At 61.1% G+C, this 14098-nt stretch carries 10 protein-coding genes, 1 tRNA gene and 2 pseudogenes; 4 read left to right on the top strand and 9 right to left on the bottom strand.

Annotation, left to right across the window (positions count from 1 at the left end):
* The first annotated feature begins 166 nt into the window (after positions 1–166).
* Positions 167–946: a tRNA (guanosine(46)-N7)-methyltransferase TrmB gene (gene trmB, locus BGI01S_RS01895; protein WP_042321589.1), complete on the top strand. Its 780-nt coding sequence runs from the start codon at positions 167–169 to the stop codon at positions 944–946.
* 89 nt (positions 947–1035) lie between these two features.
* Here trmB and BGI01S_RS01890 read toward each other — a convergent pair whose 3' ends face one another.
* The 5 genes from BGI01S_RS01890 to BGI01S_RS29175 form a co-directional block, all read right to left on the bottom strand.
* Complete coding sequence (locus tag BGI01S_RS01890) at positions 1036–1872, bottom strand: undecaprenyl-diphosphate phosphatase (RefSeq protein ID WP_042321587.1); 837 nt, start codon at positions 1870–1872, stop codon at positions 1036–1038.
* Between the two features lie 88 nt (positions 1873–1960).
* Positions 1961–2554, bottom strand: a complete 594-nt coding sequence (locus BGI01S_RS01885; protein ID WP_042322544.1) for a DUF1439 domain-containing protein — start codon at positions 2552–2554, stop codon at positions 1961–1963.
* 295 nt (positions 2555–2849) lie between these two features.
* Positions 2850–3065, bottom strand: a complete 216-nt coding sequence (locus BGI01S_RS01880) for a hypothetical protein (RefSeq protein ID WP_042321585.1) — start codon at positions 3063–3065, stop codon at positions 2850–2852.
* A gap of 261 nt (positions 3066–3326) precedes the next feature.
* Entirely contained in the window at positions 3327–4358 is a 1032-nt protein-coding gene (locus tag BGI01S_RS01875; RefSeq protein ID WP_157004102.1) for a hypothetical protein, read from the bottom strand.
* A 441-nt stretch (positions 4359–4799) separates the two neighbouring features.
* Entirely contained in the window at positions 4800–5072 is a 273-nt protein-coding gene (locus tag BGI01S_RS29175) for a YkgJ family cysteine cluster protein (protein ID WP_084585241.1), read from the bottom strand.
* A gap of 360 nt (positions 5073–5432) precedes the next feature.
* Here BGI01S_RS29175 and hemN point away from each other — a divergent pair, with 360 nt between their 5' ends.
* The 3 genes and pseudogenes from hemN to BGI01S_RS01860 all read left to right on the top strand — a co-directional run.
* Positions 5433–6818 carry an oxygen-independent coproporphyrinogen III oxidase gene (gene hemN, locus BGI01S_RS01870; protein WP_042321583.1) on the top strand — a complete coding sequence of 462 codons (1386 nt, stop codon included), beginning with the start codon at positions 5433–5435 and terminating at the stop codon, positions 6816–6818.
* Between the two features lie 106 nt (positions 6819–6924).
* A tRNA-Leu gene (locus tag BGI01S_RS01865) sits at positions 6925–7009 on the top strand.
* A gap of 172 nt (positions 7010–7181) precedes the next feature.
* A pseudogene (locus BGI01S_RS01860) lies at positions 7182–8387 on the top strand (tyrosine-type recombinase/integrase); the annotation flags it as partial.
* Positions 8388–9000: 613 nt separating this feature from the next.
* On the opposite strand, the gene BGI01S_RS30025 reads toward BGI01S_RS01860, so the two are convergent.
* The 4 genes and pseudogenes from BGI01S_RS30025 to BGI01S_RS01840 all read right to left on the bottom strand — a co-directional run bounded on the left by BGI01S_RS30025 (position 9001) and on the right by BGI01S_RS01840 (position 13281).
* Positions 9001–9738: a lysozyme inhibitor LprI family protein gene (locus BGI01S_RS30025; protein WP_157004101.1), complete on the bottom strand. Its 738-nt coding sequence runs from the start codon at positions 9736–9738 to the stop codon at positions 9001–9003.
* Entirely contained in the window at positions 9725–10330 is a 606-nt protein-coding gene (locus BGI01S_RS01850; RefSeq protein WP_042321580.1) for an SHOCT domain-containing protein, read from the bottom strand. Before BGI01S_RS01850 ends, BGI01S_RS30025 begins: the two co-directional genes overlap by 14 nt.
* Before the next feature lie 413 nt (positions 10331–10743).
* Positions 10744–11334 (bottom strand): annotated as a pseudogene (locus BGI01S_RS28860) (glycoside hydrolase family 19 protein); the annotation flags it as partial.
* 45 nt (positions 11335–11379) lie between these two features.
* Entirely contained in the window at positions 11380–13281 is a 1902-nt protein-coding gene (locus tag BGI01S_RS01840) for a hypothetical protein (protein ID WP_042321579.1), read from the bottom strand.
* Positions 13282–14098: the final 817 nt, after the last annotated feature.

Here is a 14098-nt window from a genome sequence, read left to right as displayed (position 1 = left end):
CCCAGAAGGCGGCTTTTTTGTAGTGGCAACGGCCCGGCGCAGCGAGTCGCAAACACGGCGCCGACGCAGCGCGCACGTTACGCGGCTTTGCCGCCAAGGCGCAGACCGGCGCGTTGCAGTCCGCCGCGCGAGCCGCGCAGCCCTCACCCTTGTAGCAGCATCGACGATGATCCACGATCCAAACGACACCGGCCTGCCGGACGAACTCCCGACGCCTTCGAGCGAAGCCGAAAACCAATCCGCTGGCGACGGCGCGCCGGACGAAGCGCTGCATCGCCGCCGCATCCGCAGCTTCGTGACGCGCGCCGGCCGCGTGTCGACCGGCCAGCGTCGCGCGATGGACGAACTCGGCCCGCGCTTTGTGGTGCCCTACGCGCCGCAGCAGCCCGACTGGAACAGCGTGTTTGGCCGCGCCGCGCCGCGCGTGCTGGAGATCGGTTTCGGCATGGGCGCGACCACCGCGGAAATCGCCTCGCATCGTCCCGATGACGACTTCCTCGGCGTCGAAGTGCACGAGCCGGGCGTCGGCGCGCTGCTCAAGCTGATGGGCGAGCAGTCGCTGTCGAACATTCGCATCATCCAGCACGACGCGGTCGAAGTGCTCGAACAGATGATCGCGCCTGACAGCCTCGACGGCGTGCACATTTTCTTCCCTGACCCGTGGCACAAGGCGCGCCACCACAAGCGCCGGCTGATCCAGCCGAAGTTCGTCGCGCTGCTCGTGTCGCGTCTGAAGCCGGGCGCCTATCTGCATTGCGCGACCGATTGGCAGAACTACGCCGAGCAGATGCTCGACGTGCTGGGTGCGGACTCCGCGCTGGAGAACACCGCCGACGGCTATGCGCCACGCCCGGAGTATCGTCCGGTGACGAAGTTCGAGCGGCGCGGGCTACGGCTCGGGCACGGCGTGTGGGACCTGGTGTTCCGCAAGCGCGCCGCCGCGTAAAACCGCCGGCAACTCCGTCGCCGGGTCCAAATAGCAAAAAGGTCCGCACTTGCGGACCTTTTTTCATGCTGCGAGCACAACGCGAGATCTCATTCGGTCCAGCTCAACGCGCCGCTATAACCGACCAGCAGGATCAACAGGCCGAAGCCGATCCGATACCACGCGAACGCGGTGAAGTCGTGCGACGCGATGTAGCGCAGCAGCCAGCGCACGCAAATGAACGCGCTGACGAAGGCCGCGACGAAGCCGAGCGCGAAGCTGCCAAGCGCGTCGGTGGACAGCAGGTGCCAGTCCTTGTAGAGCTCGTAAGCAGTGGCGCCGAAGATGATCGGAATCGCGAGGAAAAATGAAAACTCGGTGGCGACCCGCCGCTCCAGACCGAACAGCATCCCGCCGATGATCGTCGCGCCCGAACGCGACGTGCCCGGAATCAGCGCGAAACACTGCGCCAGCCCCACTTTCAGCGCGTCGAGCGCGCTCATGTCGTCGACGTTGCGCACTCGCGCCACCTCGGCGCCGCGGGCTCGCTGACGGGCCTCAGCCCACAGGATCACGACGCCGCCCGCGACCAGCGCGAACGCAACCGGTACCGGCGAAAACAGCGCCGCCTTGATGGACTTTTCGAACAGCAGGCCGAGCACGATCGCCGGAATCGTCGCGATGATCACGTTCAGCGTGAAGCGGCGCGCCTCGGGGCGGCTCGGCAAGCCGGCCACCACGCTGCCGATGCGGCGGCGAAACTCCCAGCACACGGCGAGAATCGCGCCGAGCTGGATCACGACGTCGAAGGTTTTCGCGTGCTCGTCCGTGAAATTCAGCAGGCTGCCGACGACGATCAGATGGCCGGTGCTCGACACCGGCAAAAACTCCGTCAACCCTTCGACGACGCCCAGAATCAACGCCTTGCAAGCCAGTAGCCAGTCCATCCGTGCCCCTTGTCTCTGTGTTTGTCGGAACGAACAGGACCTGCGCGACAGTCACATGCGTGCGCGGCCCTGCCGGCCGCGCGCTCCGTCATTTTTCGACGATTTGCACGCGTATGCCGTTTGTAAGGATGGTGATTGTACCGGGTTCGTAATTCACTCCGGCAAATTGCAGTTGTTCGGGCTTGAAGGTGTAGATCGGATAGTTGGTCAGCAACTGTGTCGCGAGCAGCGCCGCGGCCGCGTTGATCTGCTGCGTGTAGGCCTGCGCCTGCCCATTGACGCTGACGTTGTCGACATTCGGCGCCCGCAGTACGACCGATCTGCTGGCGGCGTCGTAGGCCAGTTCACTGGAGAGCGTGAACACGCCGTCGACCGGCTGCGGCATGAACGGGCTCGCAAAGCGCGCGTCGAGCTGCACGGAAACGCGGTTCGCGTCCGGCAGGAAACCCACCACGGGATGAGTCAGCGCAACGTCGAACACTTGCGAGACCGTGCGCTGATACGGGAATTTGCGCTGCACCGCGTCCTGCACCTGCTGCTGCGAGAACGTGTAGTGCGACGGAATGAACGGAAAAGTCGACGCCGCGCAGGCCGCAAGCGAGACAGTGATGCCGAACACGCTACAGCCTGTCAGCGCGGCGCGCAGAAAGCGGCGCCGGGCCGGCGCTGCGGATCGAGTCATGCGAAATCTCCAGTGGAAGCTTTTTCGAGCATGCGGTTGGGTTGCTTGCTGGTCGCCGCACATGCGAGAGTGCGGGTGCGCGCCGGACAGTACGCCGGCCGTCCACAGCGGCGCGAAGACCGCGCAGAGCAGATCGTAGCCGAGTTGCATGCAGTACGCGTCCGTTGGTCGCCTTCTTCCCACATAACGGGAAATCAGTGCGGCACTCCCTAGCTTGAACGGGACGGGACGACCTTTGTGAAAGGCGGGGAGTTTCCCCGCCAGACGTCACCTTATTGCAAAAGGCTGGGCCGCTTTACTCAAGCAGAGTTTCCGGGAGCGTTATTTCTGGAAAAATCGACGTGTTAGTCTTTAACGTCGCTCTCCCGTCAACGATGTTTTTGTAGTTCTGTTCAAGTTCCTTTAGCCTGAGCACTTCTGGAATATCTTTCGGGATGGCTGGCGTCGTATAGTCGACCATTGCCTCATCGTCCGCAAAGAGAACGTCCAACGCCGCCCTGTCAGGGGACATTCCCTTCGGGCTATTATCTTCGTTTCAAATTTTCTTGGCTTTTCGCGTCCGCCCAGTGTGTTTTTCCCACCCATTGCGTGACCGTCTTTTTGTTGGTCGCCAATTCAGCTTTCGTGGTCATTTGTATATTTTTTTGGATGATTTTTATCATCCACGCTTTTATCCGGGCGCCTTCCCCTGCACCCGCTTTTTATGTCGCTCCGTTCGCCTGAAATCAGGCCCCTCCGTCAGGGACATGATTTCAGGCACATATCGCGCGATCTATTTCGACAAAACTGCTTCGCCAATTTTCCCCGGATATTGCCCCTGCTTTTCAGCTTCCGCGAAAGAGGTCAGAAAGAACTTCATTTCCGAGTTGTCTTTGGCAAAGCTCAGCGCAGTGTCGCCTTTGCTATCCGGCGCACCCGGATGAATTGATGCCGCCGCCAGAAAAAGGCGAACCGTCAGGAAATCATTTCGGCGAGCAGCGTCTACAAACTGGTCCTGGTCATAAAACTTCAGCCCCATGGCCGCAAGCTCTTTGCGCGCACCCAGCACGGAAAGATCGACACCCCCATCCAGTTGCGGCTGGGCCGCCGGATGCTGGGCCTGAGGCTGCGGCACCGCAGTTATGGGAGCAGCAGTTTGCGGAGCCTGAGCGGCCAATTCTGCGTCAGTCAGCGGCGGAATCCATTTCGCCACCGCATCCTTGTCGGGTTCTTCTACTGGCAGACCGGGCGCGTCGATGCGCGCCACCAGCGTGGTGGGCAGCTTCTTCCTGATTTCGTCGATATTTTCTTTTAGCTGACTGGCGATCCGTTCGCCGTCGCTGCCGCGAATGGCCTTCGTAATGCCATTGAACAAACCACCCGTCAAAGAATCCGTTTTGCGCATGACGTGAAAAATCATTTCAACCTTGACGCCGCCCTGGAATGCATACAGGCAGGCGCGCAGTGCCTCGCGGTTGAAATAGAAAGCGTTCTGCACGGGAGGCGGCGTTTTCGTGATTTCCGCGTAAGCGCCTGTGCATGAATAGTCGGTTGCCGGGGACCCTTGAATAACGACCTGCTGCTCGACAGGAGAACCCGGCCTCGTGGGCAGCGGTGACGGAATGGGGCGATAGTTCAGACTCGTCGGAATGGCGAACTGGGTAATGGCGTCTTTTATCTGCTCTGCGGCCTGCTGCGGCGCCACGTCGGAAATAACCAGCACTGCCTTGCCTGTCTGGATATTGAGCTGGTCTCGAATGTCCTTGGCTTGTGCCTGAGAAAGCAATGCTGTCGAGCCGAGAAGAAGTAGAAGGGTTCTTTTCATAAGCGCCATAAAGTTGAGCAGTTGAGCCGTTTGGCGCACTGCTAGCCAGGAATGCTTTTCGGTGCTGGAAATGCCGGCACACAGCCCCGTGCTTGCAGCGGGCCAACATAAGCATTACGGATAAAAGACTTAAAACTTTAGGCACGGACGAATAGACGCCCTTGATACGCCAGGCCTGGGACAATCGACGCGCGCTGCAATGGGATGCGGAAATCGGCATGCCATCGCCGGATTGCCCATTTGCATGTGGGCAAAATCTGCGCTATCGAAAATAGCGGGACTCGTGCGGCCTCGTTCTATATCGCATGACGGCGTGTGCCTCGCCTCTTCTTTAATCAGAGCGACGAGCGAGGACACGACACACCCTTATGGGTGAACCGCGATGACAATCAAAAAATATCGTTATGACCGCCCGCGTTTGCTGTCCGCCATCGCGGTGAGTTATCGGGGGATGTTGATAGCCGGCGCTGTCGCTTTTTCCAGATCGCCAATCCAGAGCATTGCCTGGTCGCGACTGTCTCCGCACATACCGGCGGCGGGTTTGAGCGAACCACACACCTGCGGACGGTCGGGGTGGCCAAAAATCTTGCAACGCATTTCGTCGTCAAGCTGGACGCATTTCACGCCTGCGGGCTTTCCGGAAAGCATCCCCGGAATAGCACTGGAAATGGACGGAGCAATGCAGCAGGCCCCGCAGTTTGGACGACAGTTCATAAATCGACTTATTTGACAGAGGGCGTGCCGCGGCATGCCCGGAATGACTGAAAAACGACGGCACAGCACGGCGTGCGCTGCATCGGGGTAGCGCGCATGCCCGTATGAGACGCGGACATGCTGTTCAACATATCCATCACCCCACTCTCTCCGCTCTCGAAAACAGGCCACGCATTGCCAGACCCGCATTGTGCCACCGGATTCCGTGCGACCTTTTTACGCAATGCGGCTGCAGGTCGCTCACTTAAACTCGATGGCTCCGAAAGGCCATGCTCAAGAGGCGTCAGCGCCGTTCGATCCGGTCCGGCGACGCCGCCGGTTCCGCCTCTGCCACGGTGGCCATCCCGACCCGAGCCCCTCATGCCCCTCGCCGATACGCTTTTCCGCCCCGACCTGCTCACCAGATACAGCGCAAGCGGCCCGCGTTATACGTCCTACCCAACCGCGCTGCAGTTCCACGACCAGTTCAATCCCGCCGATTATTTACGCGCCGCCGCCGACCCGAGCGCCTCGTCGACCGATCTCTCGCTGTACTTCCACATTCCGTTTTGCGACACCGTGTGCTTCTACTGCGGCTGCAACAAGGTCGCAACGAAGAACCGCGCGCACGCCCGTCCGTACCTCGATCGGTTGAAGCGTGAAATAGCGTTGCAGGCCACGTGTTTCGACACGCAACGGCCGGTATCGCAATTGCATTGGGGCGGCGGCACACCCACCTTTCTGTCGCACGACGAAATGGCCGAACTGATGGCTGCCACGCGCGAGCACTTCGCATTGCTGCCCGATGCCGAAGCCGAGTATTCAATCGAAGTCGATCCGCGCGAAGCGTCGCCCGACACCGTCGCGCATCTGCGCAAACTCGGCTTCAACCGGTTGAGCCTCGGCGTGCAGGACTTCGATCCGATCGTGCAGCAGGCAATCAACCGCATTCAACCGTTCGAGATGACCGCGTCGGTGATGCAAGCCGCGCGCGACACGGCGTTTCATTCGATCGGCGTCGATCTGATTTACGGACTGCCGCATCAAACGGTCGACAGCTTCAGCCGCACGCTCGACACGATGATCGAACTCGCGCCCGATCGTCTGTCGGTGTTCGCGTACGCGCACATGCCGCAACTCTTCAAGATGCAACGTCAGATGGACCCCGCGGCGCTGCCGTCGCCAGAGCAGCGGCTCGCGCTGCTGCAACGGGTGGTCGAGCGGCTGACGGGCGCGGGCTACGTGTACATCGGCATGGATCACTTCGCGCTGCCCACCGATGAACTCGCCCGCGCGCAGGCACAGCGCACGTTGCATCGCAATTTCCAGGGCTATAGCACGCGGGCGGAATGCGATCTGATCGGCTTCGGCGCATCGTCGATCGGCAAGGTCGGCGACGTGTACGCGCAGAACGCAAAGGACCTGCCGGGCTACGCGGCCGCGATCGATGCGGGCCGGCTCGCGATCACGCGCGGCGTGCGCCTCGCCGCCGACGACCGTCTGCGCCGCGACGTGATCACGCAGCTCATGTGCAACCTGGAATTGCGCTTCGATGAATTCGAAGCCGCTTACGGAATCCGCTTCGTGGAAACGTTCGCACCGGAACTGGAGCGCCTGCGCGGCTTCGAACAGGACGGCCTGGTGTCGATCGACGCCGGCAAGCTCGACGTGCAGATGGCCGGACGCATGCTGGTGCGAAACATCGCGATGGTGTTCGACCGCTATCTCGGGCAGCAAACGCTGGAACGCTTTTCCCGCACGGTTTGATGGTTGCGCGGCGGCTGGAAGCAAGTGGCTTGCCGCTCGTCGAATTTTCGGCCATAATCTGCGTCTTCGCGACGCGCCCTGTTCTGACGCGTACGCTGCAAGACCTGCCCAGGTGGTGAAATTGGTAGACGCAGGGGACTCAAAATCCCCCGCCGCAAGGCGTGCCGGTTCGATTCCGGCCCTGGGCACCAAAGAATATTTCGGCAAGTTCCGGAGAAGTACAGAAACCCGCGACAGCTAAAGGCTTCGCGGGTTTTTTCTTTCCTGAGTGTTCCGGGTTGATCCGTGGACAGCCGGGGGTATCAGGGGGTATGTTCGGGGTATGTCGCGCTATCCGCGCTACCCCCACGCTCAGATACCCCCATGCCGCTCACCGATACGACCATCAGGAACACCAAGCCGACCGACAAGCTGCAGAAGCTTTTCGACGGCGGCGGGCTGTTCCTGCTCGTCACACCCGCAGGCCAACGTTACTGGCGGCTTAAGTACCGGGTGGCGGGCAAAGAGAAACTATTGGCGCTCGGCGTCTATCCAGACGTGTCGCTGGCGGCGGCGCGTAAGAAACGTGATGAGGCCCGCGAGAAGCTGGCCGCTGGCGTCGATCCCGGCGAGGCGAAGAAAGCGGATAAGCGCGCCGCCCGCCTTGCGGCAATCAACACGTTCGAAGCGCTCGCGCTGGCCTGGATGGACGAGCGCCGCCCCTACGTTGAACCAGCGCAGTACGACAAGACACTGGCGCGCTTTAACAGCGATGCCTTCCCGTGGATTGGCAAGCGCCCCATCACTGAAATTGAAGCGCCGGATATTCTGGACGTACTCAAGCGCGTGGATAACCGGGGAGCGCGCTTCACGGCGCACCGGCTGCGGAGTGAGATTAGCCGTGTATTCCGGTACGGCATCAAGGAAGGATTCTGCAAGTCCGATCCGGCTCGCGACCTTACTGGCGCAATCCCGCCTGCACAGACGACTCATTTCGCCTCGATAACCGAACCTGCGAAGGTAGGCGAAATGCTCCGCGCATTTGATAGTTTCACGGGGACGTTTCCCGTGCTCTGCGCGCTCAAGCTCGCGCCCATGCTGTTCGTGCGGCCCGGCGAACTGCGCAAGGCAGAATGGGAGCAGTTCGACCTGGACAAAGGGGAATGGAGGTATCGTGTCACCAAGACCGACACGCTGCACCTCGTGCCCCTCGCCACGCAAGCCGTCGCGATCCTACACGCACTCCAGGCGCTTACCGGGAGCGGGCTGTACGTCTTCCCCGGCGCACGGGATCGCAAGTGCCCTATGAGCGAAGCCGCAATCAATGCGGCGCTACGGCGTCTCGGCTACGACACCAAGACAGAGATTACCGGTCACGGCTTCCGGGCAATGGCGCGCACGATCCTGCATGAGGAGCTTGAGCAGAAACCAGAAGTGATCGAGCATCAGCTCGCGCACGCCGTATCGGACAATCTAGGCGGCGCGTACAACCGCACGAAGTTCATCAAGGAACGTCGAGCGATGATGCAACGTTGGGCGGACTATCTCGATACGATCAAAGTCGGTGCGACAGTGCTCCCTCTATCGTCGGGCTCCGCCAATGCTCCCAAGGCGGCGCGCTACTTCGTTGATACCGAGTTCACGTCCCTCGACAACGCCGAACTCATCAGCATCAGCATCGTCGGCCAAGACGGCAGTGAGTTCTACGCCGAGCGCTCGGACTTCAATCGCGAGGCGTGCAGCGACTTCGTACGAGCGCACGTGCTTCCGCAACTCGGCAAGGTGCCCGCGCGAGCATTGGCGGATGCGCGACTCCGTGACGATCTGAGAAAGTGGATGGCTGCAATCCCACTCGACCCGCCACCTGTGATGTGCTGTGACGGTGGTGGGACTGAGTATGACCTGCCGCTGCTCTACTCCGCGCTGGGCGGCCCACTGCCGCGCGCATGGAGTACCGAGGATGTTTCACCACGCCTTGATCCGGCGCGCCTCCAAAGCTACCGCACGATCCACGGCGGCCAACACCACGCACTTCACGACGCACGCGCCAATGCCCATGCGTTCCGGGAGCCCGATGCCGAATTCATCCCGATCACCGCAGTCGGCGGCGCGTAATCCAGCGCCTTGTCGCATTGCCTCAACCCCCAAGACCGCCACCACAACAACGCCGGTACCAAGAACTGGTTTGCGCGCGCCGAACCTCTCAACTGCCCGGGACGTTCCCGGTCGCAGCGATCTGCGTCAGATCGGCTTTCTGATCTGCGTACCAGCGGACAAGACAATCCTTGTCGCGGCAGGTGCGTTCGCGGTAATTCCATCGCTGCCGCTCCTGCTCTTTGAACGCCGCCTGATCGTTAGCCGCAGCTCTCGCTCGCGCGAATACGACTGCCAGATCACGATCGTGGGCGGCCAGCTCGGGATTGCCGCAGATGAGCCTTTCGGGCGTTGAATGTACGTGGGCACAGTCGAAACTCGGTTTCGCGGCTCCGGCGGACATTGCAGTAGTAGGCACCGATGCCGGAGGTATGGCCGTTTCGGCTACCCGATTCGCCGCTGCCGGGGGTGTTGATTCGGTCGGAGCCGGTGTCTGGGCTGCCGTGTTTGCAGTATTTGAACTCGCAGCCTGCAATACCACTGCTCCACCACTGACGGCTGTAGAGCCCTGGACCGGTTTATCGGCCGATTTTCCCTCAATAAACGTGGCGGCGATAAGGGTCGCAAAAAAGACTGCTGCTGCGCCGCCAAGCTTGCGGCCCACCGGTCCCGCTCCGATCGCACGGATAGAATTGCCACACTTCGGACATGTTGCCGCCGTCTTGCTGATTTCGGTACGGCATTCACTGCAATTTATTAGCGCCATTAACTTCTTCCTGTCGGCGATCTCGTATGTTCGCAGGCTCGTTTTGCTCAACAGCCCGGGAGGGCGATCAAAGCTGACCAATCACACGCGCTTTGATGGTTTCGTATTCGGAATCACTGATCAGTCCTTGCTCAAGCATGGCTTTAGCCTTTCTGAGCCGTTCTGTTGGCTCTTCCTCAGCAATGCTGGATGAGCCGCCGACATTCCCTTGGAAGCCGCCGGACTTGGCGCGCAATTCCTCAAGCTCGCGAAGTCGGCGCTTCTCGCGCCATGCCTGCTCCTGAGCTTGGCAGATTCGATACACCGCCTGCGCGTCCGCTTTCCGGAGACCGGTGAACTCGAACGCGCGCATAGAACCTCCGCTTGCCAGATCGGGTTGCGTCAGGCCCGTCACTGTCAGTTTGCTCCCGAAGATTCCAGCTTTAATTTGCGCTGTCTTGATGTCTTGCCAGCGCATGTCGATCGGCGTAAAGCCGCCAAAAATACCGCGCGTCATGCCGATAAGGCGACCTGAAGTCGCAGTCACCATCGTGCGCCGATGAATTAATGCGAAAAGACGACGCTGAATAGTGGACGCCTGTATTGTCTCTCCGGGCACAAGCATTGATTCAAAAAAAGAAAGCGCTTTTCGCGGCCCTGCTTCTGTGGATTTTTGTTCGTTTTTGTCGTTCATGAGAGTTCCAAACGAGCGCGGCGCGCCCTCTGCTATGTCACTTCATTTTCCCGATCATCCGCACCCCAAGCCGGACGTGGCCCTCCCGACGAGGCAACAAACGTCGCCGCTTACGCGCGATTAGCTTTTCAACGTGTGTATAACTTGCAACGTGAAAACATGCCTAAAACGTGGCGTCGATTTTAAACCTTCCAATCGTAAATGACTGTCACAGAATAAAATGTGAAATATCGTCATGGGCTCGCGATTTAGACCGGCAAAAATGACAGCTGTCGTTTACCACTGTTGGCGGCGGACGAAAAAAAGCCGCGCTCGGTGGCGCGGCAAAGACCGAACTCCCTCAAACGACGCTGCCATTCTAGTTGCGAAGCGGGCGCACCCGCCAAGCCTTATTCCTGCGCCGTCGCGCCGCCCTAACCAGCCGACAGGCCGCCCGTCGCGATGTGCGCGAGTTGTCGGTCGCTCAGGTCTTGCCCGGCCTGCTGGTTATTCGTGACTCGCACATCCATCGGTCCCGGCGTATTGAGTTGCATCGGAATCGCAGCGACAGCCGGGGGCGGCGGAACGTTCATCGGCGGCGCTGTCACAGTCGGCACCGGAGCAATCGGTACGGGCGTCGCGGCGGCTACCTGCACCGTCGGCGGCGCAATGGACGGCACGACAGACGCTGCCACCGCTACGCCAGGTGCGGCCTTGCCTGCCGCAATAATCGCCGCCGAAAAACCGGGATTGTTCATTTCCGCAAGGTATTTCTGGAACAGCCTGTTTCGGTCATCGAGGCCGATGGTGCCGCCGTTGATCTTCTTCGTTGCTGCGAGCACGTCGCCATTCTGGCTGGCCTCGACAAGCCCCTTGCGGCTACGATGAAACCAGACAGCAATCTTTGCGGCGTTGGCCGGGTCGGCGGCCAGTTCCGGGTGATTCACAAGATCAAGCCCCGTGCCGTTAGCTGCGTCGGTATAGTTCTTGCACCCGGTCAACTGCGTGAAGCCGCGACCTTTGAACTTCGCACCGTCGCCCGCCTCGGTGTTGCCGAGATTCTTCTTACCCTAGTTGCCGCCGTACATGGCTTCCGCAGTTGCGTCTGGCCCCTTGTCGATGATGGCTTGCGCCTGCTCCTCAGTCGTGATGCCCGCGCGCTTGCCAAAAAGCTTGAGGAACTGCTTGGGCTTGTACTTCGTGCTCTCCTCAAGCGAGCGGAAACCGCCGCTTTCATGGTCCATCTGCGCCATGAACATAGCGCGCTCAGTTCCATTGGTCATGCCTGAACTGTTCATCTCGGCAACGAGCGCAGCCTTGTTGCCCTTCGAGCCGCCGCCGAATACGCCCTTGGCTGCATCCACGGCATTAGCCGCCGCCGTCTTGATCGGCTCGGCCATCTTCTCGACGCGATCCTTGCCGTAATCGACCGCTGCCTTTCCGGCATCCTTGGCTACCTGAACGCCTTGCTTGGCTGCGTCCACGACCGGCGCAACCGTCTTTGCGGCCTTCTCTTTAATCGCGTCGATATCGATGCCGAAATTGTCTTTCAGAAACGCCTTCGCACCATCAACGATAGAACTCCACGCGGCGCTGGCAGTCTTTGCGATATCGCCAAGCTTGTCAGTTACCGTCTTCCACGAGTCGTTGAAGAAGCCGGTCGTTGCATCCCATCCGTCCGTAATCCGCTTGCCTACTGCGGACCAATCGACTGTCGCGAGCCATCCGCCGACAAGCTCGCCGACCTTATCGCCAATCACGCCGCCAATCATCGTGCCCACCGGTCCGCCGACTAGAGTGCCGAGGCCGCCGCCAATCAATGCGCCAATGCCGGAGCCCGCGCCCTTGAAGCGGTCAGTGTGGTTTTCCTCTGCGGTCTTGTTTGGGTCGTCGCCGCCGAAAATGCTGGCGAGTGCCGAGCCGCCCGCGAACAGCGCGCCGAGCAGCGGCAGGCGTCGCAGGCCCATCTTGCTGAGCCCGAGCGCACCCTTGCCGAGCGAGCCGAGCAGGCCACCGCCGCCCTTCATCATGCGCAGACCGCCACCGAGAAGCGCCTTCATCAGACCGCCGCCCTTGCCGAGCAGGCCGCCACCTTTGCCTAGCAGGGCGCCAAGCAGGCCCGCGAGTGAGCCGAGAATGCCCTTGCCGCTGTCGTGCTCGCCGCCAGTCTTTCGGTCGATATCCTTCAGCGTGCGCTCTTGCGCAATGTTGAACTCGCTCGCCTGTTCGCGGGTCAGGCGTAGCTCAGCGAAAATCTTTCGATACCACGGGATAGGCGAATTCTTACCGGTCGCCACCCCGAAGCCGCGCCCGATGGTTGCCTTCCCCAGCTTGCCGACCGCACCGAACGGGCCGGACACGATTTTGCTGAGTTCCTTGCCCGCCTCCACGGTCGGATCGAGCTTTTCATAAGCGCCAACATCGACGCCAGGGGAGTGCAGGCTAGAGCCCAAACCTTTGAGGTGCGCGAGAATGCCCTTGCCGTCCGCACCAACATCGCCGTGCCCACCGCCCGCGCCGCCGCCCGATCCGAACCGCCCACGAGCATCGCGCGATTGTGCCGCGTTGCTCACGCCCGCGCGGTCGCGCGATTCTTCGGCTCGCCGGGCTTCTGCGTATTGCGCGCCCTGTTGCCGCGTGAGCGTCTTGACGGCGGTCGCCGCCTGCGTCAGTGCGCTCACGCCAGTCGTGCCCGCGATGAAACGTCCGTGAGCGTCGCGCTGTCGGTCAGGTGCGGGCACGCTCGCAATGCTGCGCGAGGTTGCGGTAGAGGTACGAAAAACGCGCGTGTTGACCTGCGGCGCGGTGGACTGCGCCACCTTCTGCCGACGGGCGACGGAATCCCTGACGCCCGCTTTCAGCATCGCTAGGATTGCACTCGTATCGCTGCGGATGCCGCCAATCCCTTCGGAAAGGTCTGCGACGTTGAGCGGCTTGTCGGCAATCAGAAAGCCCTTGTCGTCGGATTTCATGGCACGATCCCGTCCGCCCCCAAATCGCGAGCAACATTTTGCTGGCGATAACGCTCCGCGAGATAGGGAATTGCCGCTGCGCGACCGGCGCGCACTTCGCCCATGAAGGCTTCGACGCTGCGGAATTGCTTGCACTTGCGCCGAATCGGTTCAACGGCCTGCCCCAGAGCGACCACTGCTGCCACAATCGTTGCTCGCTCCCACGTACATCGTCGAGCCCGTGGGAGCGAGCAACGGCGATTGCCCCTTCAATGCGCTCTGTTGCAGCCGCTACGCGTTCAAAATCTTCGGGGACCGGCTGTGTCTGATTGGTGAACTGGATCATCGCGGTTGCGAACTGCGCCGCTACGCCGCCAAGGATTTCTTCGGTGCCGCGCATGAGCGCATGTTGGTGCGCTACCCGCGCATCGAATTCCATGTGCGGAGAGAGCCCAAGCAGGAAATCGGTCGAGACGGCATAGACGCGCGCCGCCTGCCGCAGGAACTGATGATCCTTAGGCGTCGGGCGCGCGCCGGACTCGATCAGGCTCAGTTGCGTGCTATTCGCGTAGCCGAATTCTTTGGCCGCCTCGACGGCTGTCATGCCCGAGAGCACGCGCGCCGCAATGAGGTTGTAGCGCAGCGTTTCCAGTTCTTCGGGCAGGGTCTTGTTGCGCACGAATCGCGTGAGCGCCTGCTTGACGTGAATCTCGCGCTGCGCGTCGGCCATCGGCGCACGGGGCTCGCGTTGCGGCGTAGCATCGTGCGTGATCTGTTGCTGTTCCAGATCGATTGCAGTCTCGTTCACGTTGCCCCCGTCGTCAAAACATTCTCCAAC

Source organism: Paraburkholderia ginsengisoli NBRC 100965, assembly GCF_000739735.1.
In the GTDB taxonomy this organism is placed as follows: Bacteria; Pseudomonadota; Gammaproteobacteria; order Burkholderiales; family Burkholderiaceae; genus Paraburkholderia; species Paraburkholderia ginsengisoli.
Note: the sequence above shows the minus strand (reverse complement) of the source record. Positions and strands in the feature narration are given on the sequence as shown.

What these genes read in the sequence shown, in the direction of transcription:
- trmB (WP_042321589.1), top strand. Translation starts at nt 167, where the DNA reads ATGATCCACGATCCAAACGACACCGGCCTGCCGGACGAACTCCCGACG.
- hemN (WP_042321583.1), top strand. Translation starts at nt 5,433, where the DNA reads ATGCCCCTCGCCGATACGCTTTTCCGCCCCGACCTGCTCACCAGATAC.
- BGI01S_RS29175 (WP_084585241.1), bottom strand. Translation starts at nt 5,072, where the DNA reads ATGAACTGTCGTCCAAACTGCGGGGCCTGCTGCATTGCTCCGTCCATT.
- BGI01S_RS01885 (WP_042322544.1), bottom strand. Translation starts at nt 2,554, where the DNA reads ATGACTCGATCCGCAGCGCCGGCCCGGCGCCGCTTTCTGCGCGCCGCG.
- BGI01S_RS01890 (WP_042321587.1), bottom strand. Translation starts at nt 1,872, where the DNA reads ATGGACTGGCTACTGGCTTGCAAGGCGTTGATTCTGGGCGTCGTCGAA.
- BGI01S_RS01850 (WP_042321580.1), bottom strand. Translation starts at nt 10,330, where the DNA reads ATGAACGACAAAAACGAACAAAAATCCACAGAAGCAGGGCCGCGAAAA.
- BGI01S_RS01840 (WP_042321579.1), bottom strand. Translation starts at nt 13,281, where the DNA reads ATGAAATCCGACGACAAGGGCTTTCTGATTGCCGACAAGCCGCTCAAC.
- BGI01S_RS01880 (WP_042321585.1), bottom strand. Translation starts at nt 3,065, where the DNA reads ATGTCCCCTGACAGGGCGGCGTTGGACGTTCTCTTTGCGGACGATGAG.
- BGI01S_RS01875 (WP_157004102.1), bottom strand. Translation starts at nt 4,358, where the DNA reads ATGAAAAGAACCCTTCTACTTCTTCTCGGCTCGACAGCATTGCTTTCT.